Here is a 26831-nt window from a genome sequence, read left to right on the forward strand (position 1 = left end):
GACAGGATCGACCGATCAGTTCGGTGCAGACGACTTCGCTTCTTCGAGCCACTCCGGTGGCGATACGGAGGTGTTACCGACTTTCGAGATCCGGTAGGTGAACTCGGCCTGTTGGTCACCGCCATCGTAGCTAAACTGCAGTCGCAACGACCGGATCACGCCGTCGGGTGAGACGAGCATTGTCCCGTTTTTGAGTGTGGTGTCTGGAACGTCACCAGTAAGGTTCTGAGGCATGATTTCGCCGGAATCATCATAGCTGGTCACGTTGAACTCCCGGTAGGTCGTCCCATCGATCTCTCTGGTGTCCGTTGGAGTCACGTTCAGCGACTCCATCCACTCTTTCATGTCGGTCGTGTTCGTGTTGTTAGCCACCAGCCGGTCAAACGAGCGTTCGGAGGTGTTGTACTGAGTGCCAAAAATCCCGAGCGCGGCCTTCTCGTACAGCGTCGACCCGTTCTGATACTCCTCGTACGCGAGAACCTGTGAATCATCACGCTTGACAGCCGCCGTGCTGAGCCCCTTTTCGTTCGCGAGATCGAACTGTGAAGTCATCTCAACAGACGTTCGATTCGGAAGGCCACCGAAGGTGATCTCCATCGTGAAGCTATCCGAATCGTTGAGCACACCGTAGTGATCCGACGCCGCTGTCTGTGGATCGGTGATGCCGGAGTCGTCGTAGCCATCTGGATACTCCGGTCCGGACGAAAGTGGATTCATCGACGAACAGCCAGCAACTGAGACGAGTACCACCACCCCGAGGACCAATTTCCATCGTCTAGACATACATGCAGTTCGTCACCAGTTGTTGCTGTATATCTTTTGATTTTATTCACATGGTTGGGGCTATGGATGACACGATGGGGATCGTTTATATCTGATCTAACGCTACGCACAATCATGTACAGCGTCGTCGGCTGTCCCGAGTGTGAAGCGATCACCGTCGTTGCCGACCGCCCGGAAACGACTGGCTGTCCACGGTGTCGAAAACGGCTCACGTTCGAGAAGCTCAGGGTAATCTACCAGTCCGACGATCCAGACAAAGCCAGGGAGATACGGGGTCGGTTGCTCGCAGATCGGAGTGGCCACGCCGACGCGTTCGAAAGCGTCGATTCGTTCGCAGCACTCGAAACCGAGATCGAAGAATCCGGAATTTCACCCAAAGCGTATCGACAGCTCGCGGGAGGTGGTGAAAAATCTCCAACTCCAGTCTCAGCCCGTACTGAGAGCGGATCGGGAAATCGAACCGACCGCGTTAAAAAAGCGATCCGGTCGCAAGAAAAGCCCACCCGTGGGACAATCATCAAACAGGCCACCGAAAACGGCGTTCCAAAAAAAGCCGCCGAGTCAATTCTCGAGAAACTTCGTCAGAACGGCGAGCTGACCGTTACTGACGGCGCGTATCGGTTGCTCTGAACGGCAACTCGATATGAGTTGGATGGAACTCTGACGATGCGTGAGATGGTTCTCTACCGCATGGGACAACGAACAGAAACCACCCCCATCCTTGCCGTTGTCACTCACATTCAAGAATAGTTACATGCGCGATTCGACTCCCCGCATGCGATTATCCACGGCCGGTCGCCTGCTAGATACTCACACTCCCTTTAATCCTATCACTGCATATTGAGGCTCCAAAGCCATTAATGAATATTATCATTATAAATCATAACAGTTTTTACTGCTGCAATGGCATCGATGAATGCGCACAACGGTACGATGGCCCCGGTGATCCGGCGGGAGAACTCCGGATCGAGTAACCATGACCAAGGATACAGGAGAGGACAAGGTCGAACAGCTCGTGAACGATAGAGAAGCAAGTATTCGGGACGTTGACAACGTGGCGGGACGTGAGTTCCGCGATCTGTTGAACTCGGAGGACTACGTGTTCGCGCCGGGTCTGTACCACGCGCTCGACGCCCGACTGGCCGAGATGGCTGGGCTCGACGCTGCGTACATGAGCGGCTACTCCACGGTGCTGGGACAGTTTGGGTTCCCGGACCTGGAGATGGTGACGATGACCGAGATGGTCGAGAACGCAAAACGGATCGTTGAGGCGACGAATCTGCCGGTCATCGCCGACTGTGATACGGGCTACGGTGGCGTGCACAACGTCCGCCGGGCAGTCCGTGAGTACGAGAAGGCCGGCGTGGCTGCCGTCCACATCGAGGACCAGACCACACCAAAGCGGTGTGGACACATCGCAGGCAAGCAGATCATCTCGCGTGAGGAGGCCGAATCGCGGTTTTCGGCCGCTGTCGACGCCAAGCAATCCGACGATACGGTGGTTATCGCACGCACCGACGCGTACGGATCGGCCAACGGCGACTGGGAAGAACACCTAGAGCGCGGTCGGATCTACGCCGACGCGGGCGTCGATCTCGTCTGGCCGGAGATGCCAGATCCATCGCGTGAGGACGCGGTGAACTACGCCGAAACGATTCACGAGACGCACCCAGACCTGAAGCTCGCATTCAACTACTCTTCGAGTTTCGCCTGGTCAGAAGAAGAAGATCCTCTCACATTCGAGGAGCTCGGCGAGCTGGGCTACAACTACATCTTCATCACACTGTACGGCCTGCACTCGGGTGCCCACTCCGTGTACGAAGACTTCGCCAACATCGCCGAAAACGACGAGGAGGCCCAGTTCGACCTTGAAGGGAAATATCTCGGTCACGAAACCGAGAGCCACCACGAACTCTCGTTCGTGAGTCGGTATCAGGAGATCGAGGCAGAGTTCGACCCAGAGGCCAAAGCCCGAATGGAGGCCTCCGAAGGATTCAGTGAGGAGAAATCCGATCCGATCTCCTCGGACGACGACTGAGTGGCGCGACAATGACAGACGAGATCAAACTCCGTCGCTCGCAGCTCGCCGTGCCCGCTAGCAATCCAGAATTCATCGCGAAAGCGCCCACCTCGGGGGCTGATGAGGCGTTTCTGGATCTAGAAGACTCTGTGGCACCGAACAAGAAGGTCGATTCGCGTGCAAACGTCATCGAGGGGCTGATTGAGAACGACTGGTCGGAGACGCTCCCATGTTACCGGATGAACGGCGTGGACACCAAGTGGTGGTACGACGACATCGTCGAGGTCATCGCACAGGCCGGCGAGTTCGTCGACACCATCATGGTTCCCATGGCGAACAATCCCGGTGTGGTCGCCTCCGTCGACAACCTGTTGACGGCCGTTGAGGAAAACAACGGACTCCCTGTGGGTGAGATCGGACTCCAGTGTCAGATCGAACACGCCGAGGGAATGACGAAGATCGAGTCGGTCGCAGAGGCGTCGGACCGCATCGAGTCGCTGGTGTTCGGCCCCGGCGACTACACCGCAAGCGTGGATGCGGCCGGGCTGACGATCGGCTCGGGCGAGGGCTATCCAGGACACTACTGGCAGTATCAGCTCTCACGAATCGCACACGTCGCCAAATCACACGGAATGCAGGTGATCGACGGGCCATACTCCGACATCGACAACGCAGCAGGCTTTAGAGAATCCTGTCAGAACGCGGCTCGCCTGGGCTGTGACGGCAAGTGGGCAATCCATCCAAGCCAGATCGAGCCGGCAAACGAGGTGTTTGCCCCCAGCCGCGAGGAGGCCGATCGAGCAAAACGCATCGTCGATGAGTACGAGGCCGCAACCGACGCGGGATCCGGTGCCGTAAAAATCGACGGCGAGATGGTGGATGAGGCCACCAGAAAGATGGCCATCAACGTGATGCGCCAGGCCGAACAGGCCGGGATGTACTGAACGCAACAGACTGCCAACTCACTCTATCGATTCCTGCGCGCCCCAGCCACCGGTCGCATCCGCAGCCGGATGGGTCGTGTATTCGATTGTGGTCGATTCCGTGAGCGTGCCATCCCCGCGGACGGCCTCAACGACGAACGAGACGTAGTGTGCGCCGCCACAACAGCCGGTATCGACGAATTCCTCGAACTGTTCACCCTCGCTGAGCGTCTCGTGTGAGCGACGCAACCAGGCCCTGAAATGGGGCTGGTCGATCTGTAGTCGCCCCCAGCCGCTCAGTTCGTCGGGATGGGAGAGAACGACGTGTGTGATCATACCACAGAGTACGGTCGCAGTAGACGAGAATGTTGTGGGCCGGCTACTCTTCTTCCTCGAGAATCTCGAGCCCTCGATTGTTGACAGCGTACGGATCGAGGCCAACCTCCTCGAGGAACTGCTTGTACTCGCGTTCACAGCGTTCTGCGGCCTGTTGTTTTTCGGAGGCGCGATCACAGAGCTGGAGGAGATCAACGGGCACGTCGTTCGTATACACGATCCAGTGGTTGATCAGATCCGAAAGCCGCCGAATCGGACTGGTAAAGTGTCCGTAAATCTCGAAATTGAGCGCGTGGTGGCCGCCAAACGGATCGTTCATGTACTTTGCACGTGGCATCACGCGCATCACCGCGCGCTGTATTTTGTTGAGCTGCCTGTCTGGAGCTGCCTCAAGCGCCGCGTTGACCGCCTTGCGGGGGTCGTCCCACGAGCTACCGGGAATCGAGACGCCGTTGAGCTCCTGAATCTCGCGGAGTGCTTTATCCCACTCGTCTGGCGAGGGCTGTGGGTGAACGCGATACATGGCTTCAACACCACGATCCCACATGAGCTCGTGTGTAACGGCTTTGTTCGCCTTGAGCATGCACTCCTCAATAATGGTGTGTGCGCGATCGCGGCTCGGATTCAACACGAGCGAGCCGTCGGCTTTCCGCTGTTCGTGCATCTGATCGGCGAGTTCGAAGACGAGCGCACACTCTTCGTGCAACGGGGCGTCCGGATCGTCAAGGCGCTGTTCGCACTCGTTGTAGGTGAGTCGCTCGTCGCTGTTGATAACGGATTTGTAGATATCGATCTCCTCATACGAGAGCGTCTCCGGGTCGAGATGCATCTCGACGGTGTGTGCAAGACGATCTTCCTGGGGAACGAGTGAACAGACCGTCTCTGCGAGCACCGGCGGGAGCATATGGATCGTGTAGGCCGGAAGATAGACGGTGTTGCCCCGTTCAATCGCCTCTTTCCACATGCTGCTTTCTGGGTGGACATAGTGGGTAACGTCCGCGATATGAACCCAGAGAACGAACTCCTCATCCGTCCGTTCGATACTGATGGCATCATCGAAATCCTGCGCGTCAATGGGGTCGGTCGTCCACGTCGTTTTCTCGCGTAAATCCACTCGATCGTCGATCTCCCCTTCGATTTCTGCTCCCACGTTGTCCGTTCGCTCGGTTGCTTCCTCGATGACTTCGGGCGGGAACGCATCCCGGATTTCGAACTTCTCGAACAGCTCTTCGCGTTTGTTTTCCAGATGGCGTGCCAGCTCAGCGTCGATCGTGACTGGCCCCTGGCCTTCGGCCGTCCCGGCCGCGGCTTGATCCTGAGGATTGCTCATATCGAACGTACAGGAGAGGGATAGTTAGCTTTCGCGGTGGGAACACTACCGATCGTCGAACTGCATCGACTGGTTTTCGAATTCGGTGACCAGCTGATAGTACCGCCGAATAAACTCGGCGTTCGTACCGACCGACGACTGTTCTACGGCGACGAGGAGTTGCTCTAGGCGCTCGCGGGAGTGGTGGTCGATCTCTCGGTAGCACGGCTTACAGAGGTGCTCGAACGATTTCTTTCGTCGATTCCAGCGATCACCCTGTTTGTCGTACTCGCGCGCGGACGACCGGGAGACCCTCGACCCACAGCTGATGCAGGTGACACAGTCACGTGATCCGAGCCCTAGATCCCACATACTCTGTAGGCTCTCTCGTGAGAGCACTTAGCTTTACACCACAGTTTATTGATTATAAGTTGTCATTCACCAGCCGGCGACCTGATCGAGATCGTCGAGAAACGCCTCAAGCATCGTTCGAGTAACGTGGGGCATCATAACGACACGAAGCTCGCCAGCTCCAGTTTTCGAGATTCGCCAGCCCTCCTCGCGCAGGGTAGCGATTGTTGCTGCAGGGAGGTCCGCCGACACGAGTGGGAGTTCGGGCGAGACCACTGAAACGCCCCGCGCAGCGAGTTCACCAGCCAGCCACTCGGCGTTCTCCTGGGCGGTTTCGGCGGCCGACCGATAGCCATCCGGCCAGAGCGCATCCATCGCGGCGACGGCACTTGCGACACCCGCCCCACTTCTCGTGCCGGTGAGCGTCACCTGTGAGGTGGATTCAAGATACGGGGTGTCAATAGCCAGCGGATCAAGCAACGCACCAGAGCGTGCGAGCAAGCCGCCTGCGGGCACGACCGCCTGGCCCATCTTGTGTGGATCGATCGTCATCGTGTCGATTTCGGCGTCAGCAAAGTTCCAGTCGTGGTCGGTAAACGGGAGGACGAACCCGCCCCAGGCCGCATCGACGTGACAGAGCGCGCCGTACTCGTGGGCGAGCGTCGCAATCTCCGGAATGGGATCGACGCGCCCATACTCGGTCGTTCCCGCAACACCAACAACCAGCACGGTGTTCGAATCGATCAACGTTTCCATTGCCGATAGATCGGCCCGGTAGTCCGAAAGCGGCGCGCGACGGAGCTCAACCGAGAGCACATCCGCCGCCTTTGTGAAGCTGAAATGGGCGCTTTCGGGCACCACCACGTTCGGCTCCCCGCCTGTCTGTTTGTTTCGAGCCCGGTTTCGAGCGATCCTGACGGCCTGAATGTTCGCTTCCGTTCCACCCGACGCTATGTAGCCAGCCGCCTCTGGGTGGCCAGCAAGTTCACCGAGCAGTTCGACCGCCTCCGTCTCCAGTGTCCCGACAGTCTCGTAGGTCCCCGGATCACCAGGATTAGTGGCCAGAAACCGCTCTGCGGCGGCGCGGGCGGCCGGATGGGGAACCGTACACATCGACGAGAGAACACGAGCAAAATCCTGCGGTTCGGCCCGCTGCATGGCTACACTATAAAACTCGTGGCTTTATCCATTGCGTTATCCCGTCAGTTTTTCTGTGTATTTCCGCCAGCGATCGATGGGAAGGGTGTCACTCAATCGAAATATCGTAGACGATCGTCAGAAATGGCCGTCCAAACAGCCACATCCGGTGTTCTGCGGTGCATTCGATCGATTGGTCCAAAGCTGGGCGAATCCGGAACGTCTCGTGCAGGGGGAGTCGAAGGGGACCGACCGGCGTGCGAATGAACATACCCGTGTCGGTCGTCGGGCCATCAGATCGGAGAGAAAGTCCCGCGCTATCCGGGAGCGGCTCCATCCACAACACCGCAGAGAGCGTACTCCAGGGGAGTGGGAGGCCGATCGACATCGTCGCTCCATCATCACTCCGATCGGTGGTGTAGGCGGCGACGAATACGGCGTCGCCAGACGTCATATCTTCCCGAATCCAGGCTCGAACGTCATCGCGGCCATCGATGTCGTCGTCTACGTCGACGATCCGACTGTTCGTCCGGTGAGAGCCAGCGTCGGGGCCAGGAAGGGCGAGCTGTCCGATTGTGGTGGTGAGCCGGGTGCCGAGCTGACCCAGCTGTCGAAAGCCTGCGTGGTAGGTCACTTCGTATTCGAGTTCGTACTCCGCAGTCCGCTCGTAGAAGCGCCGAACTGCTGGATCGACGGCCGTCGGATCAAAATCGTCGCGTTCGTACGCCTCAAGCGAACGCAGCTGTCCGATCGGCGAACCAGGACCTTCGAGATCGTTGCGAGAGAGATAGTCACTGCCTACACGCCCACTCGAGGAAAGCGAACTCAGCGAAACCGTCGCGGGTTGGAGTGTCGGCGGGGGATCGATCGTCCAGCCGATTGCACTCAGGAGGGCAAACCCAATCGCGTTGAGCTGTCCGTGGAGCCGGACCATCTTCTCGATCGTCAGCCCGAAGAGCTGGCGTTCGAGAAAGATGGACAGGCCAAACGTGAGTGCAAACAACATTGATACCGAGACGGCAATCGCTCCGATCGCGAGCAAGAGCTGTTGTGCCGGGTGCGCACGGCGTGGGACGATCCACGCCAGAACACCCAGACCGAAGCTTGCGATTCCGGCTGTCAGAATGAACACCGAGACGATCTCGACGGCCGGCGAGAGCGTGATCCCGGCGGCAATCAGCCCAGGGCCGACGATGATCGCGAGCGTACTCCATCTGTACCACAGACGGCGACGGGACGGTCGAGAATGATCGATCGTCCGACCGGCCAGCCCGGCGATCGTCGCCACCGCAAAGCCAGCGTAATGAAAATGGACCGCGGTGAAAAAGACGATCGTTGGGCCAAAACCCAGTGGCGTGAGTCCCGCGCGGCTGAGCAGTAGCCAGCCACCGCCCACGGGCAAATAGAGCAATCCAGCGTCGACGGCCAGCGCAGCGATTGGCCGGAAGCCACGATACCCGAGTCGCTGGACGCCCCAGAGCGCCACCAGCACCGTAACAAAAAACCAGGGAAGCGCCAGCAGAGACGCAATCACTCCTGCCGGTTGTGTGAACGAGACGAGCAGCGCCACCGCCCCAATGGGTTGTGCGAGCAGGGCGTACTGCTGGAAGCGCGACCGAAACGACCGGTCGAGCTGGTGTACGAGCAGCGCCACGACGACCAGCGGAGAAAGCAACAACAGCCACTCGAATCGTGTGAATGCGCCAAGTACACCCAAAATCAGCCAGACAGCGCCACCGAACACGGCGCTGAGCGTTGTCAATCGGTGCAGCCGGGCCGGATCCACCTGAAACTCGCGCACAGTGGAATGTCCACTGTACGAGATAAAATCGTTGTCGGAGCACGAACCCATCAGCTAGCCCGAAAGCGGCGTCTCTGGCAATCGATGTCTGTCTCCGTCACCCTTTTATTCCATTATAGTAACAATTGTCCGTGAAAAAGACCATCCTCGCTCCAGAGTTGGCCGACCTCCCGGGGAGTGATTACGAGACGACCGCTTCCTCGCTGGCAGTCATCACCCACCACGACGACCACCGGGCGGTGAACGTTTCGGGGTTGGCGTACCCAGGGGTCGAAACGATCACGGCGCAGACGCGAACGATACTCGAATTTCTCGAGAAACTCCTCGAAACCGAGCTGGATGGGTCGCTTGAGGACATAACGGTCACCCGGTTTTTCGTGGTGGAGTCGAAACTCACCACGGAAACGAGAGTCAGAATCCACGAACTCCGCCACGAATTCTTTTCACCCCAACACCGTCCGGCAAGCACGATGGTCGGAGTTTCTGCGCTTGCTGACGAGCGGATGCACATTGAACTCGAAGTAGAAGCCGTGATTCCAGATTCCGGATGGGAGACGAACGTCGTTTCACTATCTGCTACGGAGGACGCTGATACCAGCTGATTGTGCTATAGCTGGCCGAGGAAACAGGCGATCGCGGGGGCGTAAACCATCGACACCACTGGAAGGAGACCGACTGGAACGAGTGCTGCTACGATCGAGAGCACACCGTCCAGTGAGATATCACCCGACCGCGAGACCGTAAGCATCAACCGGAGGATCCCTTTCAACAGGAAGTAGCTGATAACGAGCTGAATACACCGACGAAACACCCAGATGGCATCACCCGTACAGAGCGCCGAGGCCTTTACTTCGACGAGGAGCCCGACACCGAACAACACCACGAGCACGGTGTACACCACCACCGAAACACCAAGCGAGAGCAAAATATCGTGGCGACCCGGCAAAAACAATCCATACCGGCCATACTCGCCATATTTTTTCGCCGTGCTGGCGTACCCCTTTCCTTGCTTGATTGGCCCAAACAACAACAGTGGACCACCGCCACTCTGTGCCATACACTGAACGTACTCTCATCGTAGAATGAAAATATTACTGAAACAAGATCGGGGATACAAATAGTAAACGGATTCAAACAGTAAGCAGATACAATTAGACTCTACTCGCGGACAGACTCGAGCAAGAGCTTCTGTTCGACGCGTTTGACCTCGTGTTGTACGTCCCTGACGGCGTCGATGTTGGCGCTAATCGAACTAACGCCGGTGTTGACGAGATACTGCACCATCCGTGGTTTCGAGCCAGCCTGTCCACAGATGCTCGTGTCGACGCCGTTTTCCCGGCAGGTTTCGATCGTATCGCCGATGAGCTGTAACACGGCCGGGTGGAGTTCGTCGAACCGGCCAGCGACGTTCTCGTTGTTCCGATCGACGGCGAGCGTATACTGTGTCAGATCGTTCGTTCCAAAGGACGCGAACTTGATGCCAGCGGTTGCCATTTCATCGACACAGAGCGCGCTGGCTGGTGTTTCGATCATTACACCCCAGGACCTGATATCGGGATCGATCCCTGCCTCTTGCATGAGCGATTTCGCCCGATAGACGTCTTCGGCGTCGTTGACGAGCGGGAACATGATCTCGACGTTGTCGTAGCCCATATCGAAGAGGCGGCGGAACGCCTCGAGTTCGTGCTCGAAAAGCTCCGTTCGGTCGAGACTCCGACGAATGCCACGATAGCCAAGCATCGGATTGTGTTCGTTTGGTTCGTCATCGCCACCTTCGAGCTGGCGGAACTCGTCAGTTGGGGCATCGAGCGTGCGAACCCGAACTGGCCGTGGATAGAACTCATCTGCCACGTGGCGAACCCCGCTGACGATCTCCTCGATGTAGGCATCAACACCGTGATCGTCGATGTATCGTCGGGGGGTCTTGTTCGTCGAGAGGATCATGTGCTCGAGCCGGAGAAGTCCGACACCGTCCGCTCCCGTCGCTGCTGCGCGCTGGGCCGCATCCGGGATCGAGACGTTCACCTTCACCTCCGTCGCGGTCATCGGCTTGACCGGATTCTGTGGTTTTACATCAGCGAACTGCTCGTCGTGTTCTGGTTCTTTCGTCTTGCCCTCTTCGACAGTCCCTTTATCACCGTCAATGGTGAGCAGCTGTCCATCAGAGATCTCCGCTGTCGCGCTGGTTGCCCCCACGACGGCCGGAACACCGAGTTCACGGGAGACAATTGCTGCGTGGGAGGTCATTCCTCCCTCGTCGGTGATGATGCCATCGGCACGTTTCATTGCTGGCACCATATCTGGAGTCGTCATTTCCGTGACGATGATGTCGCCCTCACCAACTTTATCGAGCTGGTCGAGCTTGGTGACGATCTGTGCCGGTCCCGTCGCGACGCCAGGGCTCGCGCCCAGTCCCTTGACGAGCACGTCGGCCTGCTGTTTTTGTTGTTGTTTTTGTACGCCACCACCATCGGTTGCTTCCCCAGCGATGGGCGTCTCGGACTCGGCGATCGTCGTGATCGGTCGTGACTGGAGCATGAACACCTCGCCGTCGATGATCGCCCATTCTACGTCCTGTGGCGTTTCATAATGGGTTTCGACCAGCTGACCGAGTTCAGTGAGTCGCTCGATTTCGCCGTTGGTGAGCACCCGTTCGGTTCGTTTTTCCTCTGGCACGTCGGTCTCGACCGTTTCGCCAGTCTCGGGGTCTTTCACATGCTGCACCTTCTTATCGGCAACCGTGACGGTCGTTGGTTCGGCCGTCTCGGGATCGATGACGTAGTTGTCCGGTGAGACCGACCCGGAGACGACGGCTTCGCCAAGGCCCCACGCCGCCTCGACGATGATCTCGTCGGCACCAGTCGATGGATGGCTGGTGAACATGACGCCGCTTTTCTCTGCATCGACCATCTGCTGGACGACGACCGCGATGTCGACCAGATCGTGATCGAAGCCCTGCTCTTCGCGGTAGTAGATCGCGCGCTTGGTGAACAGCGACGCCCAGCACTGTTTGACCCGCTCTAGGAGGTCCTCGCGGGTAATGTTCAGAAAGGTCTCCTGTTGACCAGCAAAGCTTGCGTCCGGGAGATCTTCTGCGGTGGCAGACGAGCGGACGGCAACGAAAGAATCGCCATCACCGAGCTCGTCGTACGCCGACACGATGCCATCAGCGATATCCTCGGGGAGTTCGGTCTCCAGAATCAGCTCGGCCGCCCGCTCCTGGGCCGCCGCCAGCGCCGAGGAATCGTCAGGATCGATGTCAACCGCCTCGAACAGTGCCGTATCGATCCCCGTCTGCTCGATGAACGACCGATACGTCCCCGCCGTTACAACGAATCCTCCGGGAACAGGCAGACCGGCCCCCGTGAGTTCGCCGAGCGACGCCCCTTTTCCACCAACGGAATCGAGGTCGTCCGACCCGATCGTATCCAGCCAGAGTACAGCCATTGCGTATTCGATAGCTCGCCAAGGCGAATAAAGAACCTTCCGACCGACGCGAATAGAATTCACTCGAAAGTGGATTGTAGATTGGACCGAGTGTTGCCCGAAAGGACAGAGCTAATTGCTTGAATGAGATCGATTGGGTGCGAGTAGTTATGTATTACCATGGTCCCAGACACCTTGATTTTTTCGAAAACGGTTGTAAATCGATGGCATCACTCACAGAAGAACGGCCATCTGCACGATAGAGAGTTGCCGTGGGAACCCACCTCTGGCAATTTTTATCCGTGGTGGGTGGTGAGAACCAGCATATGAGCGAACTTCCCGAGGAATTTCCGTGTACGATCACCACCTGGGACTACATCTATGATCTCTGTCGAGGGGTATCTCAACAGGTAAAAGCTGCTGACTTCGAGCCCGATGTCGTGGTTGCGCTGGCCCGGGGTGGGTGGTTTGGTGGCCGCTGTCTCTGTGATTTTCTCGGGCTGGACGATCTGACGAGTTTGAAAATGGAACATTACGTCGGCACGGCCCAGAAGGCAGACGAACCGCAGGTTCGGTATCCAATGCCCGAAGGCAGCGTCGCCGGCAAGGACGTACTGATCATCGACGACATCGCAGACACCGGCGAGTCGATTCGACACGCACGCAAGTACGTCGAAGATCGTGATCCGGCAGCCGTGAAGACGGCGACGTTACAGTTGCTAGAAACGAGCGAAGCGGAGCCGGATTTCGTCGGCGAGCGACTCGACGAATGGGCGTGGGTCGTCTATCCGTGGAACTTCATTGAGGACATGATCGAGCTGATCGGTGGCGTGATGAAAAAGGCCGATCAGGAGACGTTCACGAAAGCAGACGTTCGACACTATCTCCAGGCGTTTCACGACGTGGATCGGATGTCGATGGAGATTGCCCAGCCAAATCGACTCGAGGAAGTGCTCACGGAGATGGAACGCCGCGAGGTGCTCACCGAGGCTGACGGCCAGTATACGCTCGTTGCTTCCGTTTGAGTCTTCGTTCTGAACTGGGGCTGTCCGTGATATCTTCCCAGCCGTGCACGGTGAGGCTTTGCACCTCGTTTTTACGTAACCACCACCCAAAGAGCATGTATGACGATCGGATTCATCGGTGGGAGCGGCATCTACGAATCGCTTGCAATCGAAGCGAGTCACACCGAACACGTCGAGACGCCGTTTGGCGAGCCAAGTGCACCAGTCACGGTTGGGAATCTCGCCGGGACGGAGATTGCGTTTCTGCCACGCCACGGCGAAAACCACGAATATTCGCCCAGCGAGGTGCCGTATCGGGCGAACATCCACGCGTTGAAACAGCTCGGCGTCGAACGGGTGCTCTCTAGCAACGCCGTTGGGAGTCTGCGCGAGGATCTCCCTCCACAGACGCTGCTCGTTCCGGATCAGCTGTTCGACCGGACACGCAATCGTCCGCGAACGTTTTACGAAGACGGCATTGTCGTTCATCTGAGTCTGGCCGAGCCGTACTGTCCGCATATGGTCGATCATCTCACGGAGTGTGGAGACGCAACCAGTGCATCCCTCCGCAAGGGCGGGACGTACGTCTGTATCGAGGGGCCACAGTTTTCAACGCGAGCCGAGAGCGAGTTCTATCGATCGAACGGCTGGGATGTCGTTGGGATGACGGCCATCCCCGAGGCAGCACTCGCAAGAGAGGCAGAGCTCTGTTATGCGACCGTCACCGGCGTCACCGATTACGACGTGTGGAAGCGTGACGCCGAGGTGTCACTTCAGGAAGTGCTCGACAACGCCGCAGCCAACGAAGCGGCGATCAAGCAGGTGATCGAGCGCGCCATCGAAACGATGCCCGACGACCACGACTGTGAGTGTCAGCACGCACTGGACGGAACGATCAACACCCCCACAGAGGCGATTCCACCCGAAACGAAGGCGAAAACCGAGTTGCTCGTCGGCGAGTATCTGGAGTAGCGCGGTTCGTTGAGCTGGAACACCTCACCACCAGCACGCATTTTTATGCGTTCTCACACGAGAATACAACATATGTCAACAGACGGATCTCCAGAGCCAGATGTCGTTCGACAGGCCGTTCGTGATGGGATCGTCGACGGCGTTCGGTCAGTGCTTTCGATTGCCATCTGGTCGGTACTCTCAATTTTCTGCCTGCTGTCCGGTATCGGTCTCGTGGCGCTTGGTACCACGGCGTCAGGAGTGGTATCGCTGGGACTGGTTGGTCTCGGAGGGGTCCTCGTTGTGTGTAGTGTCTATCTGCTGTATCTGCTCCACTGGGTTGACCGACGCCGCTGATCACCGTGTGCTCCTCAGACGATTCGATTTGTTAGTCCTGTGAGATCGCCGTCCACGTATGCACGGTAGTTCTTCGCAACGATCGACGCACAGCGATCCATATACGCGGGCGTCGCACCGGCGGTGTGGGGCGTCAACAGCACGTTCGAGAGCTTCCACAGTACTGAATCGCCGGGGAGGGGTTCGGTTGCGGTCACATCGAGTGCGGCTCCGCCGATCCAGTCGCGCTGGAGCGCCCGTTCGAGCGCGGGTTCATCCACGAGTCCGCCGCGGCCGACGTTGATCAAGACGGCGTCGTCGTTCATCGTCCGCAACGCCTGCGTATCGATCATCTTCCGCGTCTGTTCGGTGAGCGGACAGCAGAGAACGACGTGGTCCGAACGGACCAGCAGTGATTCGAGATCCTCGGGACCCACGAGCTCGTCAACCACATCGCCGCCGGTGGACAGATCGCGTTTCAACCCGATTGTCTCGACACCGAACGGCGTTGCTAGCTCTGCGACGCGTCGACCGATCGCTCCTAGGCCGACAATGCCAACGGTCGAGCCGTGGAGTTCGCCAACAGCATAGCGTTCGAAGACGCCACGCTGTTGGTTTGAAAATGCAGCCGGAAAGTTGCGCTCAAATGCGAGCATGTAGCCGATCGCCTGTTCGGCGGCTGGCTGGGCGTGGACGCCAGAGGCGCTGGTGAGAACGATCTCACGCGATTCAATCGTTGCAACGTCGTAGGAATCAACGCCGGCGCTCAGCGCCTGTATCCATTCGAGCGATTGCGCTCGTTCTAGCAGCTCGTCTGTGAGTCCGAACGTGACGAGAATCTCTGCGCTCTCGATAGCCGATCGCGTGCCAGCAGGCGTCGGACGGTAATCGACCGACACGTCTCCCAACGTCGATTGCAGCACGTTCGTGAGCGTCGTTGCCTCCTCGTCATCGAGCGTATATCCCAGTAGAATTGGTGGCTGTGTTCCCATGGCGGTTGCTCGATCGCGACGGACGTAGCCTTTGGTGTGGACGGCACTCACTCACGATCGTCTACACAGATGATCTCACGATTCTCGGTGTCTATTCGGATCGTGCCACCGACCGGGATGGGAACGTGTGGATCGGTGTGTCCGAACGGCAGCTCACACACCACCGTCGCAGCAGGTGCGTACCGGTCGCGAGCTGCGAGGATTGCCTGGCGCTGTTCGCTAGCAAAGGTAACGCGTTCTTCGTTCGAACGTGACTCGCGATGACGGGTCTTGGGCCGTCCCACGAGAATTGCATCAAACTGTGCCAACAGCCCACGTTCACCAAGACAGCGAAGAACGCGTTCAACGGTCGTCGCCGAAGGAAGTTCTTCGGAGGTTTCGAGCAACAGGACACCCCCATCGATCGTTTCGGGAACGCAACAATCCGCCGCGAGCAGCCACTGGATTACTTCTAAACAGCCACCCCAGCTTCTCCCCTCAACCACAGGTGTGTCACCTGGGTGCCACCGCCAGCCGTTCGTGGATTCCCACATTCGGCTCGTTCCGTATGGTGCAACGTCGTCGGTCCATTTTTCAGCTGGCTCAATCGAACCGATCGTCTGCCCGAACAGCGCTCGTCGGAGAGAGCGCTCTGTGTACGCAGGAAGTGATGAATCGAGCGATAGCCCGGGAACCAGCTGTCCACCGTAGTACGATACAAGCCCGATTGAGGAGAGATAGGAGTGTAACACGGTGTTGTCGCTGATCCCGAAAAATCGAGTCGGATTCTCTCGGAGCAGCGTATCGTCCAAGTGCTCACAGATCGTGAGCTGATCGTCACCACCGGTTGCTGCGATAACTGCCCCAATCGATGACGACGAGAACGCGTCGTGAAGCGCCTGAACACGCGCCTCGGGATGTGACCGCAACCACTCACCATCACGGCGGCACGTGTCGGACACCACCGGCTCCAAATCGAACAGAGAACGCAAACGCTCACAGCCGATTTCGATCGCTGCCGGAGCTATTGCACTCGATACCGCGACGATTGCAATCTGCGATCCAGAACGAACAGGTGGTGGAACTCGCATACGCGTTCAGTACCAGCTACAGAAAGAAAGAGACTGGTAAAACAACAAATTGCAGTGGTCTCTAATTATCAATTATCATACGATCAGACGAAACCGACCGCGAAAATCCTCAGCGACCGCTGTCTCGAACGTACAACAGCGCCTGTGCTAGCTCCTGGGGATCCACACGCCCCTCCGTCTCCGCAAGTCGTTCTCTCATTCGATCGGGTGTCATGGGTTGACATAGCAATTCGTAGAATATAAATCTTACCCACAACGAACTATGAAATAATATAACTACAACTGTTAGAAATTAATTTGGTTCCGGTGCTGTCTTCGTTTCCTCGGTTGCGTGGATCCAGAGATCCTCGAACAGTTCGTCCTGTTCAAGGCGGACGACGCCACGATGGGCGAGAAACAACAGTGCAAGAAACGTTTCGACGCGCGAGCCACCGCTCTCTGCGATTTCGGCGTACAGTACCTCTGCACGGCCTCGATCATACTGCGCTCGGAGTCTCGTTTCGACGGCATCGATGACTGTCTCGATATCCTCCGAATGTGCGGTGCCGGTAACATCGGTCTCAGTCGGCTCATCGTCCATCCGGAGATCATCCGCGGAGTGATAGTCCAGCGTTTGTGTGCCTCGCGTGTAGCCACTCGGTGAGTCGCTAGTGTCGTACGTTCTGGACTCCTTCCAGCGGGTGCCGGCCTCCCGATCACGAAGCTCCCTGACGAGTTCGTCGAGCGTCTGTGGAACGCCGCGCACACGTTTTCGTTCGAGTCGCCGATCCATCTCCCGTTCGAGCGTATCGAACGGATCATTGTCGTCAAGGGGTCCACTGTTAGCGCCTGGAGAGCCAGAGCGTTCCTCCCAGGCCTGTTCCCACGGCTCTAACTCCTCTGTTTCCTCTGGCGCTTCGGGTTCGGTGAGGGCGTCGCTTTTCATCCGCAACAGCACGCTGGCGTAGAACAGTGCTCGCCCCCCAACCCGGAGATCGGCCGACTCAACCGCATCGAGAAATCGATCAGTGACCGTTACGATGTCGATGTCCCACGGATCGATCTCCCCGTCTTCTGCCAGCTGAACGAGTAGTTCAACCGGCTCAACCGACGTCTCATCGGCTTTTGCATCGGCATCATCCGAAGATTGCTCATCAGTCCCATCACTCTCATCAATCAGCTCAGTCATTCGCAGGAACCTCGGGCGGTGACTCCTCGCTCAGATCGATGCCCGTGACCGCACTCACGTTGTCCTGGTGCATCGTCACCCCGATCGCTCGTTCAGAGCGCTCTAGCAGGGCCGAGCGATGTGAAACGACGATGAACTGGGCTTTGCCAGCAAGCTCGTCGATCAGCTCACCGACGGCGTCGGCATTCGCCGCATCGAGAAACGCATCAACCTCATCGAGCGCATAAAATGGAGCGGGGTTATAGCGCTGTATTGCAAAGACGAACGCCAGTGCAGTCAAGGACTTTTCGCCCCCCGACATCGCAGCAAGCCGCTGGACGGGCTTATCACCGGGCTGGGCCTTCATCGTCAGGCCACCATCGAACGGATCCTCCTCATTTTCGAGAAACAGCGTGCCAGATCCATCGGATAGCCGAGAAAAAATCGTCTCGAACTGCTCGTTGATCGCCTCGTAGGCCTCCATGAACGTGGCCTTTTTCTTCTGTTCAAACGACTCGATCCGGGTTTCGATGCCGTCGCGCTCTTCGAGGAGAGTTTCTCTGCGGGTTTCGAGCTCTTCGAGTTCGGCCTCGACGCGGTCGTACTCATCGATCGCAAGCATGTTGACCGGTTCGAGTGCCGCCATTTCACGTTCGAGTCGTTCGATATTTGCTTCGACCGTATCGTGGTCTGGAATCGACTCAGGATCGTACTCCTCGACGGCGTTTTCGAGTTCAGTGACCTCCTCGGTCAACCGGGTGCGCCGTTCGGTGAGCGACTCCAGGCGACTCTCGGTCCGATCGACGGCATCACTCGCACTGTCAAGTTCCTCGTGCGCTTCGTTCAACTCCGATTTGAGCTCTGATCGTTCTGCTTTCAGTTCGGCGAGTTCTTCTTCTAGCTCGGCCACCTGCTCGTGTTTTTTCTCAAGGCGTGTCTCGTGTTCTGTGACCGACGATTCGAGCTCCTCAATCCGCTCGGTTGCCTTTTTCGTGCGCTCTTTGGCGCGTTCGATCGTCGATTCGAGCTCCGCAATCGTCTCCTGGGTGTACTCCGCTTCGAGCTGTGCTTCGGTGAGCTGATCGTCGATTTCACGCATCTCCTCGCGAGTGTCCGCAATCGATTCCCGAATCGATTCGGCCCGTTCGGTGAGTTCTGCCACCGCAGAGTTTCGTAGCTCTGTTTCGAGCGATTCGATCTCCTCGGAAACGGTTTCTAGCTCGTCGTTTTTGGCCTCGATCTTCGCCTCAATCGCAGACATCTCGTCTGCGACCTCCTCGCGCTCGGCCTCGATTTCTTCCTGTGTGTCGTTTTTGGCCTCGATTTCGTCGTGAATCCGATCGATTTCGTCATCAACATCGTCGATCTCGCTGTGAATTTCACGAACCTGATCCGTCGCTTTCGACTGCCGGTCGCGAACGTCATCGAGTTTTGATTCCACGTCACGGAGCGATTCACGCAGGGTGCGTCGGCGCTCTTCGAGTTCGGTGATCCGCTCTGCAACACGCTCGAGACGGCTGGTATCGGAAGAAAACGAAAACGGCGTGCTTGTGCTCGAACCACCAGTCATTGCGCCGCTTTTCTCGATCAGATCGCCGCCAAGCGTCGCCATACGATACTCGCCCATCAGCTCGCGTGCGGTTTCGATGTCCTCAACGACGAGCGTATCGCCGAGAACGTACGCGAACACGCCAGCATACTCCCGGTCGAAGGTCACCAGATTGACCGCGAAATCGATGACGCCGTCGTGGTCGGGAAGTGAGCCGAGCGATCGGCGACGCATTTTCGTGACCGGTAAAAATGTGGCACGGCCGGCGTTTCGGGATTTGAGATGCTCGATACACTGCTGGCCAACGCCGTCGTCCTCAACCACAACATGTGCCATTCGCCCGCCTGCAGCCGTTTCACACGCCACTGCGTATCGACCTGAGACGCTCCCGAGCTCGCTGACAGTGCCGTAGACGCCGTCGATCTGGCTGTTCAGAACTGTCGAAACCGCACGCCCGTAGGAACGCTCCTGATTGTCGTCGGTCTGGGCTTCGAGCTCGGCGTACTCCTGTCGATACGACTCGAGCTCGTCTTCGAGCTCGTCGAGTTCGCGCTGGTATTCGTATTTTTCGTCGCGAACATCGTTGACAGCCTCCTGAACGGTGGCTTTGTTCTCCTTTGCGGCCGCCAGCTCATCTTTGAGATCCTCCCGGGAGGTCTCGAGCTCCGGGATTTTCGCTTCGAGTTCCGCAATCGACTCTGCTAGCTCGCGAAGTTCGTTCGATCGGCGTCTCGCAGCATCGAGCAGTCGATCCTGTTCGCGCTGGACGTCGTTTTTCTCGGATTTGATCGTTTCGAGGCGCTCTCGTTTTGCTTCGAGGTCCGTTTTCAGCCGTTCGTACTCGTCGTCTTCGGCCTCAATCTCGGTCTCGACGCGGTCGAGTTCGGCCTGTGATTCCTGTACATCGGCCTTGAGCGAGGCCTTCTCGACTTTCGCCGTCTTGATGGTCGCCTCGATTTCTTCAAGCGCTTCTCGCTTTTTATCGAGTTTCACGAACGCTTTCGATCGCTCATTTTCGGCATCTTCTGCCCGCTCTCGGGCAGTTTCGATCGCGTCTTTCGTCCGGGAGATCTCACCTTTGATCTCTTCGATCTCTTGTTTCACTCGGAGCTGTTCGTCCTCGCCAGTGCGCTCGATCTCGGCGTTGAGATCCTCAAGATCCTCCTCAAGACGCTGGACTACACGGCGCTTATCCGACTGCTCCGTGCGTTTTTCCAAAAGTGAGTTCTCGACCCGTTCGATCGAGGACTGGGTGCTCTCGAGACGGTCGCGCTTTGCTTCTAGCTCTGCGGCCGTCAGATAGCTCTCGTACTCTTCTTTCTCGTCTCTGAGCGATTGATACTCGAGTGCGGTTTCACGCTCATCGGAGAGCTGACTCATCCGTTCGTGTTTTTCTTCAATGCGAAGGTCGGCTTCGTCCACCCGCTCGCGAACGACCTCAAGTTCGTCCATTGCGTCTGCCTTTCTGGCGTCGAACTCCGCGACGCCAGCGATCTCGTCGATAATTCTGCGCCGATTGCCTGCCGACATGTTGATGATCTCGGTCACGTCACCCTGCATCACCACGTTGTATCCTTCGGGCGTCACGCCAACCTGCGCGAGCAGATCCTTGATGTCGGAGAGATTCACCGAGCGGCCGTTGAGATAATAGTACGAGTAGTAGTTATCCGCGGTCTCTTTCACTCGCCGCTTGACCGTGATCTCGTCAGTCTCGCCGATCGAGTCAGTGCCCGCCGCGTTGATCACCTGCGATCGATCGATCGTCCCGTCATTGTTGTCGAACACCACCTCGACGCTTGCCTCGCGCTCGCCAGTATGTGTGGCGTCAGTGTCGTCAGGATTGTAGATCAGGTCCGTGAGTTTCTCTGCGCGAATCCCCGAGGTGCGCGCGAGTCCGAGCGCGAACAGCACCGAATCGATGATGTTCGACTTTCCCGACCCGTTCGGACCGCTTATCGTGGTGAAATCCTCGTAGAACGGAATTCGCGTCTTCCTTCCAAAACTCTTGAAATCGTCCAGTACGAGTTCTTTAATGTGCATCGGTTGTGATAAAAGACCGACGCCGACGGTCAGGCGACGATGATCTCGTCCGAGTCCGTTTCGGTCTCTGCTGTCGATTCTTCGTCGTCCGACGAATAGCTATCGACTTCGTCCAAAAGCGACGAGATCGTATCCGAACTAGACTCCGTCGACCGATCTGTGGGCTGGGTATCCGATTCGGTCGACGCCTCCAGTTCCGCGAGTCGTTCTTTACATTCGAGGAGTTCGTCGGTGAGCCCCGTCACCGTGGCCTCTAACTCCCGAACCTGGTTCTCCAGCTTCTCGACCCGGTTGCTGTCGCCCATATCGGTATGCGCCTCCCAAAGCGTATAAAATTGCGTCAGACATATACATAAAATCCAACAATATTCTCGGTGTGGACCGCCAAAACAACGATTAGACCATCGAATTGCCGATTGAAACGACTGCAATAAGTATAATACAGGTGAGAAGAGCTCCACCAATCAGTAACAGCGTGGCGTGCACCCAACGAGTTGTGCGGGAGGACGACGGTCTGTCATCGGTGCTATCGTGGACACGTGTAGACTTCTCGCGCTTGTGACCCATACGTTGAGCTGTCTTGTGCACCATCAAAAGAACACCGCAATACCCATTCGAGCCTACCGATATCAGTTCGAAATCATTGTTAGGAATAACGACCAATCAGCTGTCAAAGGGATACTTTACAGTGGCCAAAATACGGCCTAGCAGGTATGAGTTCAACCGAAGCAGGCTACGCGAACGACGTGCTGGTGTCGGCAGATTGGGTTGAAGCAAGACTTGACGAGTTCGAAGCCGACGATCCAGAACTCCGATTGATTGAAGTGAACAGCCCGGAGTCGCCAGACGACGACTTTCCGTCTCGATACGACGAGGGCCACATTCGTGGCGCGATTGGCTTTAAGTGGGACGAAGATCTTTCTGATCCCGTCCGTCGTGATATCCTCGATAAAGAGCAGTTCGAACGGACGCTCGGAGATGCGGGGATTACGGAGGATTCGACGGTCGTTTTCTACGGTGACGGCTGGGTTGCCAACTGGTTTGCGCTGTTTGCCTACTGGGAGTTCAAATACTACGGCCACGAGGACGCGCGAGTGCTCAACGGAGGCAAAGACTACTGGGTAAACGAGGAGTATCCACTCACGAACAACTCACCGCAGTTTTCTCCACAGACCTACAGTGCACGTGGGCCGTTCGAGGGAATTCGTGCATACAAAGGAGATGTCGAACACGCAATGGATAGCGGACTTCCAATGGTTGACGTGCGCTCACCCGAAGAGTTCACCGGAGAGATTCTCGCACCAGAGGGCCTCCAGGAAACCGCACAGCGTGGAGGGCACATTCCAGGGGCGAGCAATGTCCCGACGGCCACGGTCTTAGAGGATGATGGGCGCTTTAAGAGTGCCGAGGAGCTACGATCGATCTATGAAGAGCACGGCGTTACGTCGGATCAGGCGGTCGTAACCTATTGTAGGGTTGGCGAACGATCGTCGATCGCCTGGTTTGTGCTCACGGAACTGCTCGGCTTTGATGACGTCGAAAACTATGATGGCTCCTGGACCGAGTGGGGGAACACGATCCGGGCACCGATCGAACGAGGCGAGTAACCCACCCAATCCGTTACCAAAGGATCTACAATTTTCTCCAAGGTCAGATATATCGGCTGTTTTCTTCGTGTCAAACCGGAGTATCATGTGGATTAGAGCGACGTACAGCAAAAGTCATAAACCATAACCCGACAGTACTACTAGTTGAACGGAATGAGTGTTACGAATCAGCCTGAGAACCGTCAATCCGGCGTCGCACATTGATATGAAATCTGAAGAGCAGTCGTCTACACGGAGAGCCGTCCTGAGTGGGACCTCCACAGCACTCATCGGGATCCTTGCGGGATGTATCAGTGGTGACACGGACAAACCCCAGGCAACCGACCGCGGATCTGGAGGAGGAACTGGAGGACAAGGAACCGATACGACGGCCACGGATTCGAGTGGAACGTACGTCCAGACGGCAGAACAAAACGAACCACAGGTCCCAAACGACAAAGACAAAGAGCCAAAACAACCCCTTTCTCCGCCATTTCGTGTTGGATCTGGGACAACAGATTACAACATCGAACTCGACAACAAACCAGTTATCGCTGCGACTGATGATCCGGTGATTGATATCTATATGTGGACCGATTATCAGTGCCGATTCTGTAAAAAGTTTGAGGGAAACGCCCTTGGCTATCTGGTGGCCAACGACGTTCGGGAGAAAACCGCTCGGATCGTCATGCAGAACTACCCACACAAAGGTGGGAACTCAATGACGGCAGCCGTGATGGCAAAATGTCTCTGGGAACAGGTCAAAGACGACGATCCCCAACTGTTCTGGGAGTGGCACCACACCGTCTTCAATAATCAGCAGCTTCCTGAGGAGTCCTGGTCCTCACGGTCGTCCCTTCTGCAATATGCCCGAAACATTAACGGGATCGACGCCCCTTCGCTCGATCAGTGCATGCAAGCAAACCGCACGGGCCATGAAAAAACGATTCGCGCCGAGAAACAACGTGGAACAAAAGAGGGAATCAAAGAGACGCCCGGCTTTGTCATCTACCATCGCGATTCTGAAGCAACCTCGCCGCCGCTGATGGCCGCCCAGCCTTACACCACGTTCGAAACGCAGATTTACAAGCTACGAAACAACGCATGAGTGTAGATTTCGACAGTTATCGCCAAACAGGACTCAAAGAGCTACGGTCGTTCAGTGACGAACTGGTGCTGGCCTTGCGCTATCCCTTCGAGCGAATCAGCCGGATTGCGCTCACGCTCGGCATTGGTGCCGTGGCGTTCTATTTCCTCATCCTGTTCGCACAGCCCCAGGGATTGATGACGGTACTCAGAAATCCGGAGTTTATCACCCCCACCTGGCTCGAACAGATGTTCATGATCAACTTCACCACGATCTATCACGAATCCGTGCTCATCGTGGCCATTAACGGCATCTATGCGGTTTTGACAGGCGTTGCGATAACGAACATGATCGCCCAGCTTCGGATGATGCAGATCGGGAGCATCGCCAATGTGGGCGGGATCCTCCCTGGACTGTTCGCAGCCGGCTGTGCGAGCTGTGGGCCCGGTCTCTACGCAATCTTCGGTATCACGGGTGCTATGTCAGTGCTTCCGTTCCAGCAGAGTCTCCTTCGATTTGGTGGCATCGCCCTCTTTCTGGTGTTTCTTGGGCTGTCCGGCGATCCACGATCCTGTTCGATCGACTGATTGACGATCGAACGGCCGTGTGGATCCGCACCGCTGTCGAGCAAGTAACCAGTATTTTTCCCACGACCCGTGAGGCGACCGAACAGCCGACAGCAAACGCGGGGGAATGTCGAACAACGACAGTATATTTGTCAATTTTCATTATATTATATATAGAATGATAATTTCGACAAGATTACCTTGTCGTTGGTCGTCTCATATGAAATCTGAACGAATAAAAATCGTGCTACCAGCATTATTATGGGTGGGGCGATTGTTGGGCTAGTCGCCACAATGAGACCGATATCGACCCGTCGGGCCTTCATCGCCACCGCAGGAACTGTTGGAATTACGTCGATAGCTGGCTGTTCATCCATCCTTGGAGGAATGGGCGGCGATAATAACAATAAAACAACAACTCCAGAATCAAATTCGAAAGCCGAAACGAAAGACGCTCCAGGAGGGCCTGGCAAATCAGTGGACACGTTCGAGAACGTCAAGTCGAACTGGGGAGTCAGCTACGGGAAGCTGTCGACGACAAAGCAGGATGTCTATCAGGGGTCACAATCGCTAGTGCTCCAGTCCAAAAAGAGCGCGAAAAAGACCGTGACCAAAATTACCCGATCGTTTTATCCCGAAGCTCTCGATCTGAGCAGCCACAATCTCTCTTTGGCGGTGAAAGTCAAAAAACCAGAGACCGTGAAAATCAAGGCCGAAATCATTGCTCCGGCAGACAGTTCGAAGCTACAATCCACTCGATACATCCCAAAGGAGCTCGATGATTGGGTTCGATTCGACATTGGATACACGAGCAAGAAGGGAGATCCAGTCATGAACAACGTGGCCGAGTTAAACATCCAGATCGGTCCAACACCAAACAACAAGCCGTTTACCGTGCTCATCGACGATTTGCGGAAGGTACCCGCGGCGTCGAAGGGGAAAGTGATGTTCCAGTTCGACGATGGCCACATCAGCGCCCGGGATACCGTGTATCCGGTGTTCAAAGAGAAAGGCTGGTCCGGAACGGTCGGTGTCATCCCCGACGCCGTCGGTGCTGACGATCGGATCACCGAGCAGCATATGCGCGAAATGGGGAAAAACGGCTGGGATATGATCGGACACGCCAGTGAACTGTTGCCAAAACACTCCCGCGAGAAACAACGTCGTATTCTCCAGCGAACGAAACAGTATCTCGAAGTCAAGGGATTCAAAAAGGGGGCAAATCACTTCATTGCGCCGTATAACCGGGTAAACGGCACGACACTCGAGTTATTCAACGAGCTGTTCGATTCGGCGTATCTCCAGGGCGGCGCACCAAACAACGCGAAACAGCCATCGAATCCCGGATTCATCTCTCGAGTCAACGGCGAAGACATCCAGGGAACACAACGTATCGTGAATATGGCCAACGAGTTCAATCAGCTGGCCGTCATCTACTTCCACCGCGTTGGAACGGAGTACGATGGATTCTCACTCGATGACTTTCGAAAGGTCGCAGATCACGTTGGCTCGAAAGAGGTAGACGTAGTCACGCCATCACAGCTGTTCCAATCGGACAACGGTTCATCGAACTCAAAATAAGGGTATTGATATCATATACCACTGTAGCGGTAAAACTAATATATCCCCGATAAAATACGGGTAGTAGCTACCGTTCAGGTGTCTTCGATGGTGACCAACCACACTTCACGCCGACTTTTCGCCCCACAGCCATCCGGGCTGGAACTATCCAGTAGGGAAGGCTGTGGAGGGTCTATGTTTGTGTTCACCATCGGCTCCGGGAATACACCAACAACTGCCGCGGTCTGATCGCGGCCACCCGGGCCATCGTTTCGCGATGGGCCACAAATTGACGGGTGTTTTGCCAGGATCGTTCTCTCACAGGGAGCGCTCTCTGGATTTCCATACACCGTAGTTCCCGACGTGCCTGGACGGACGCGGCTTATACGGCCGACGGTCGAGTTCGATTCTCGACGGGAACCTATGACAATAGAGAAAGGAGTTCTCGTTGTCACTGTCCGCGCAAAAATCACCCTCTGGGTGGGGCGGGGAGCGACAGGCGACCTGCGGGCCGGTGCCATGACGGTCCTCAAAGACGCTGGTCCCGTCGTTGGGGTTGATGCGCTCGAAGTCACTGGCTTTCGGCCGACGGCGACCGACATCCGGGTGGATCTCCAGGCAACAGTGAAACTCCACACCCCACGGTGTGATATCCAGTCGACGGAGAGTGCACTCTGCGATGGATTCGGTATCATCAGCGCCGATATAAACTGGCTGACGGAGGACAATTCATAAAAGTGTCCAATACACAATATTGATTCATATGAAATTTCACTATTACTCAACCACTTCAGCGATTGTGTAGTTATTTCTCACATTTGGAATACATATATAAATGCATGCGTGGTACTATCTCA

The 26831-nt window shown here is 56.6% G+C and carries 25 protein-coding genes; 12 read left to right on the top strand and 13 right to left on the bottom strand.

Translation table 11 applies throughout. The features are described 5' to 3' along the window. Window positions 1-15 precede the first annotated feature (15 nt). A complete protein-coding gene (locus tag JXQ78_RS08260; RefSeq protein WP_330630297.1) occupies window positions 16-783 on the bottom strand; it encodes a DUF7537 family lipoprotein in 768 nt (255 codons plus the stop codon). 114 nt (window positions 784-897) lie between these two features. On the opposite strand from JXQ78_RS08260, the gene JXQ78_RS08265 reads away from it, so the two are divergent. The 3 genes from JXQ78_RS08265 to JXQ78_RS08275 all read left to right on the top strand — a co-directional run bounded on the left by JXQ78_RS08265 (window position 898) and on the right by JXQ78_RS08275 (window position 3747). Beyond that, window positions 898-1413 carry a DUF5817 domain-containing protein gene (locus JXQ78_RS08265; RefSeq protein ID WP_330630298.1) on the top strand — a complete coding sequence of 172 codons (516 nt, stop codon included), beginning with the start codon at window positions 898-900 and terminating at the stop codon, window positions 1411-1413. 346 nt (window positions 1414-1759) lie between these two features. Further along, entirely contained in the window at window positions 1760-2821 is a 1062-nt protein-coding gene (gene aceA / locus JXQ78_RS08270) for an isocitrate lyase (protein ID WP_330630299.1), read from the top strand. A gap of 11 nt (window positions 2822-2832) precedes the next feature. After that, window positions 2833-3747 carry an HpcH/HpaI aldolase/citrate lyase family protein gene (locus tag JXQ78_RS08275; protein WP_330630300.1) on the top strand — a complete coding sequence of 305 codons (915 nt, stop codon included), beginning with the start codon at window positions 2833-2835 and terminating at the stop codon, window positions 3745-3747. 18 nt (window positions 3748-3765) lie between these two features. Here the strand turns inward: JXQ78_RS08275 and JXQ78_RS08280 are convergent, their stop codons facing one another. The 5 genes from JXQ78_RS08280 to JXQ78_RS08300 all read right to left on the bottom strand — a co-directional run bounded on the left by JXQ78_RS08280 (window position 3766) and on the right by JXQ78_RS08300 (window position 8660). Further along, window positions 3766-4062 (bottom strand): hypothetical protein, encoded by a 297-nt coding sequence (locus JXQ78_RS08280; RefSeq protein ID WP_330630301.1) that lies wholly within the window; start codon window positions 4060-4062, stop codon window positions 3766-3768. Window positions 4063-4105: 43 nt separating this feature from the next. Beyond that, the gene (locus tag JXQ78_RS08285; RefSeq protein ID WP_330630302.1) at window positions 4106-5392 is read right to left on the bottom strand and encodes a ribonuclease R family protein; all 1287 of its coding nucleotides are present in this window, start codon (window positions 5390-5392) and stop codon (window positions 4106-4108) included. A gap of 45 nt (window positions 5393-5437) precedes the next feature. Continuing rightward, a complete protein-coding gene (locus JXQ78_RS08290) occupies window positions 5438-5743 on the bottom strand; it encodes a DUF7562 family protein (protein WP_330630303.1) in 306 nt (101 codons plus the stop codon). 66 nt (window positions 5744-5809) lie between these two features. Further along, window positions 5810-6880 (bottom strand): tyrosine decarboxylase MfnA, encoded by a 1071-nt coding sequence (gene mfnA, locus JXQ78_RS08295; RefSeq protein WP_330630304.1) that lies wholly within the window; start codon window positions 6878-6880, stop codon window positions 5810-5812. An 88-nt stretch (window positions 6881-6968) separates the two neighbouring features. After that, entirely contained in the window at window positions 6969-8660 is a 1692-nt protein-coding gene (locus JXQ78_RS08300; RefSeq protein ID WP_330630305.1) for a YndJ family protein, read from the bottom strand. Window positions 8661-8791: 131 nt separating this feature from the next. Here JXQ78_RS08300 and JXQ78_RS08305 point away from each other — a divergent pair, with 131 nt between their 5' ends. Further along, window positions 8792-9262 carry a Rid family hydrolase gene (locus JXQ78_RS08305; RefSeq protein WP_330630306.1) on the top strand — a complete coding sequence of 157 codons (471 nt, stop codon included), beginning with the start codon at window positions 8792-8794 and terminating at the stop codon, window positions 9260-9262. 5 nt (window positions 9263-9267) lie between these two features. Here JXQ78_RS08305 and JXQ78_RS08310 read toward each other — a convergent pair whose 3' ends face one another. Together JXQ78_RS08310 and ppsA are read right to left on the bottom strand one after the other, a co-directional pair. Next, entirely contained in the window at window positions 9268-9717 is a 450-nt protein-coding gene (locus JXQ78_RS08310) for a hypothetical protein (RefSeq protein WP_330630307.1), read from the bottom strand. Between the two features lie 101 nt (window positions 9718-9818). Then, a complete protein-coding gene (gene ppsA / locus JXQ78_RS08315; protein ID WP_330630308.1) occupies window positions 9819-12107 on the bottom strand; it encodes a phosphoenolpyruvate synthase in 2289 nt (762 codons plus the stop codon). 305 nt (window positions 12108-12412) lie between these two features. On the opposite strand from ppsA, the gene JXQ78_RS08320 reads away from it, so the two are divergent. The 3 genes from JXQ78_RS08320 (at window position 12413) to JXQ78_RS08330 (ending at window position 14398) form a co-directional block, all read left to right on the top strand. Further along, on the top strand, window positions 12413-13111 hold the full coding sequence (locus tag JXQ78_RS08320) for a phosphoribosyltransferase (RefSeq protein WP_330630309.1): 699 nt from the start codon (window positions 12413-12415) through the stop codon (window positions 13109-13111). Window positions 13112-13210: 99 nt separating this feature from the next. Then, window positions 13211-14062: an S-methyl-5'-thioadenosine phosphorylase gene (gene mtnP, locus JXQ78_RS08325; protein ID WP_330630310.1), complete on the top strand. Its 852-nt coding sequence runs from the start codon at window positions 13211-13213 to the stop codon at window positions 14060-14062. Between the two features lie 72 nt (window positions 14063-14134). Continuing rightward, on the top strand, window positions 14135-14398 hold the full coding sequence (locus JXQ78_RS08330; protein ID WP_330630311.1) for a hypothetical protein: 264 nt from the start codon (window positions 14135-14137) through the stop codon (window positions 14396-14398). A gap of 14 nt (window positions 14399-14412) precedes the next feature. Here the strand turns inward: JXQ78_RS08330 and JXQ78_RS08335 are convergent, their stop codons facing one another. The 5 genes from JXQ78_RS08335 to JXQ78_RS08355 form a co-directional block, all read right to left on the bottom strand. Then, window positions 14413-15420: a D-2-hydroxyacid dehydrogenase gene (locus JXQ78_RS08335; protein ID WP_330630312.1), complete on the bottom strand. Its 1008-nt coding sequence runs from the start codon at window positions 15418-15420 to the stop codon at window positions 14413-14415. Further along, window positions 15417-16439 (bottom strand): S66 peptidase family protein, encoded by a 1023-nt coding sequence (locus JXQ78_RS08340; RefSeq protein ID WP_330630313.1) that lies wholly within the window; start codon window positions 16437-16439, stop codon window positions 15417-15419. Before JXQ78_RS08340 ends, JXQ78_RS08335 begins: the two co-directional genes overlap by 4 nt. A 292-nt stretch (window positions 16440-16731) precedes the next feature. After that, the gene (locus tag JXQ78_RS08345; protein WP_330630314.1) at window positions 16732-17607 is read right to left on the bottom strand and encodes a ScpA family protein; all 876 of its coding nucleotides are present in this window, start codon (window positions 17605-17607) and stop codon (window positions 16732-16734) included. Next, window positions 17600-21175: a chromosome segregation protein SMC gene (smc, locus tag JXQ78_RS08350; protein ID WP_330630315.1), complete on the bottom strand. Its 3576-nt coding sequence runs from the start codon at window positions 21173-21175 to the stop codon at window positions 17600-17602. Before smc ends, JXQ78_RS08345 begins: the two co-directional genes overlap by 8 nt. 29 nt (window positions 21176-21204) lie before the next feature. Further along, the gene (locus JXQ78_RS08355) at window positions 21205-21480 is read right to left on the bottom strand and encodes a DUF7518 family protein (protein WP_330630316.1); all 276 of its coding nucleotides are present in this window, start codon (window positions 21478-21480) and stop codon (window positions 21205-21207) included. Window positions 21481-21888: 408 nt separating this feature from the next. Here JXQ78_RS08355 and JXQ78_RS08360 point away from each other — a divergent pair, with 408 nt between their 5' ends. From JXQ78_RS08360 to JXQ78_RS08380, 5 genes are all read left to right on the top strand, one after another. After that, complete coding sequence (locus JXQ78_RS08360; RefSeq protein ID WP_330630317.1) at window positions 21889-22782, top strand: sulfurtransferase; 894 nt, start codon at window positions 21889-21891, stop codon at window positions 22780-22782. A gap of 205 nt (window positions 22783-22987) precedes the next feature. Continuing rightward, window positions 22988-23869 (top strand): DsbA family protein, encoded by an 882-nt coding sequence (locus JXQ78_RS08365; RefSeq protein WP_330630318.1) that lies wholly within the window; start codon window positions 22988-22990, stop codon window positions 23867-23869. Next, window positions 23866-24435: a hypothetical protein gene (locus tag JXQ78_RS08370; RefSeq protein WP_330630319.1), complete on the top strand. Its 570-nt coding sequence runs from the start codon at window positions 23866-23868 to the stop codon at window positions 24433-24435. The genes JXQ78_RS08365 and JXQ78_RS08370 overlap by 4 nt, the downstream gene beginning before the upstream one ends. A 273-nt stretch (window positions 24436-24708) precedes the next feature. Further along, a complete protein-coding gene (locus JXQ78_RS08375) occupies window positions 24709-25995 on the top strand; it encodes a polysaccharide deacetylase family protein (protein ID WP_330630320.1) in 1287 nt (428 codons plus the stop codon). 402 nt (window positions 25996-26397) lie between these two features. Then, window positions 26398-26709 (top strand): hypothetical protein, encoded by a 312-nt coding sequence (locus JXQ78_RS08380; RefSeq protein ID WP_330630321.1) that lies wholly within the window; start codon window positions 26398-26400, stop codon window positions 26707-26709. The last annotated feature ends 122 nt before the right edge of the window (window positions 26710-26831 follow it).

Origin of the sequence: Halocatena halophila (assembly GCA_027563145.1) — an archaeon.
GTDB lineage: Archaea > Halobacteriota > Halobacteria > Halobacteriales > Haloarculaceae > Halocatena > Halocatena halophila.

Bases quoted from the DNA above. Each gene is read 5' to 3' on its own strand.
- JXQ78_RS08260 (WP_330630297.1), bottom strand. From the start codon at position 783: ATGTCTAGACGATGGAAATTGGTCCTCGGGGTGGTGGTACTCGTCTCA.
- JXQ78_RS08265 (WP_330630298.1), top strand. From the start codon at position 898: ATGTACAGCGTCGTCGGCTGTCCCGAGTGTGAAGCGATCACCGTCGTT.
- aceA (WP_330630299.1), top strand. From the start codon at position 1,760: ATGACCAAGGATACAGGAGAGGACAAGGTCGAACAGCTCGTGAACGAT.
- JXQ78_RS08275 (WP_330630300.1), top strand. From the start codon at position 2,833: ATGACAGACGAGATCAAACTCCGTCGCTCGCAGCTCGCCGTGCCCGCT.
- JXQ78_RS08280 (WP_330630301.1), bottom strand. From the start codon at position 4,062: ATGATCACACACGTCGTTCTCTCCCATCCCGACGAACTGAGCGGCTGG.
- JXQ78_RS08285 (WP_330630302.1), bottom strand. From the start codon at position 5,392: ATGAGCAATCCTCAGGATCAAGCCGCGGCCGGGACGGCCGAAGGCCAG.
- JXQ78_RS08290 (WP_330630303.1), bottom strand. From the start codon at position 5,743: ATGTGGGATCTAGGGCTCGGATCACGTGACTGTGTCACCTGCATCAGC.
- mfnA (WP_330630304.1), bottom strand. From the start codon at position 6,880: ATGCAGCGGGCCGAACCGCAGGATTTTGCTCGTGTTCTCTCGTCGATG.
- JXQ78_RS08310 (WP_330630307.1), bottom strand. From the start codon at position 9,717: ATGGCACAGAGTGGCGGTGGTCCACTGTTGTTGTTTGGGCCAATCAAG.
- ppsA (WP_330630308.1), bottom strand. From the start codon at position 12,107: ATGGCTGTACTCTGGCTGGATACGATCGGGTCGGACGACCTCGATTCC.
- JXQ78_RS08320 (WP_330630309.1), top strand. From the start codon at position 12,413: ATGAGCGAACTTCCCGAGGAATTTCCGTGTACGATCACCACCTGGGAC.
- mtnP (WP_330630310.1), top strand. From the start codon at position 13,211: ATGACGATCGGATTCATCGGTGGGAGCGGCATCTACGAATCGCTTGCA.
- JXQ78_RS08330 (WP_330630311.1), top strand. From the start codon at position 14,135: ATGTCAACAGACGGATCTCCAGAGCCAGATGTCGTTCGACAGGCCGTT.
- JXQ78_RS08340 (WP_330630313.1), bottom strand. From the start codon at position 16,439: ATGCGAGTTCCACCACCTGTTCGTTCTGGATCGCAGATTGCAATCGTC.
- JXQ78_RS08345 (WP_330630314.1), bottom strand. From the start codon at position 17,607: ATGACTGAGCTGATTGATGAGAGTGATGGGACTGATGAGCAATCTTCG.
- smc (WP_330630315.1), bottom strand. From the start codon at position 21,175: ATGCACATTAAAGAACTCGTACTGGACGATTTCAAGAGTTTTGGAAGG.
- JXQ78_RS08355 (WP_330630316.1), bottom strand. From the start codon at position 21,480: ATGGGCGACAGCAACCGGGTCGAGAAGCTGGAGAACCAGGTTCGGGAG.
- JXQ78_RS08360 (WP_330630317.1), top strand. From the start codon at position 21,889: ATGAGTTCAACCGAAGCAGGCTACGCGAACGACGTGCTGGTGTCGGCA.
- JXQ78_RS08365 (WP_330630318.1), top strand. From the start codon at position 22,988: ATGAAATCTGAAGAGCAGTCGTCTACACGGAGAGCCGTCCTGAGTGGG.
- JXQ78_RS08370 (WP_330630319.1), top strand. From the start codon at position 23,866: ATGAGTGTAGATTTCGACAGTTATCGCCAAACAGGACTCAAAGAGCTA.
- JXQ78_RS08375 (WP_330630320.1), top strand. From the start codon at position 24,709: ATGAGACCGATATCGACCCGTCGGGCCTTCATCGCCACCGCAGGAACT.
- JXQ78_RS08380 (WP_330630321.1), top strand. From the start codon at position 26,398: ATGACAATAGAGAAAGGAGTTCTCGTTGTCACTGTCCGCGCAAAAATC.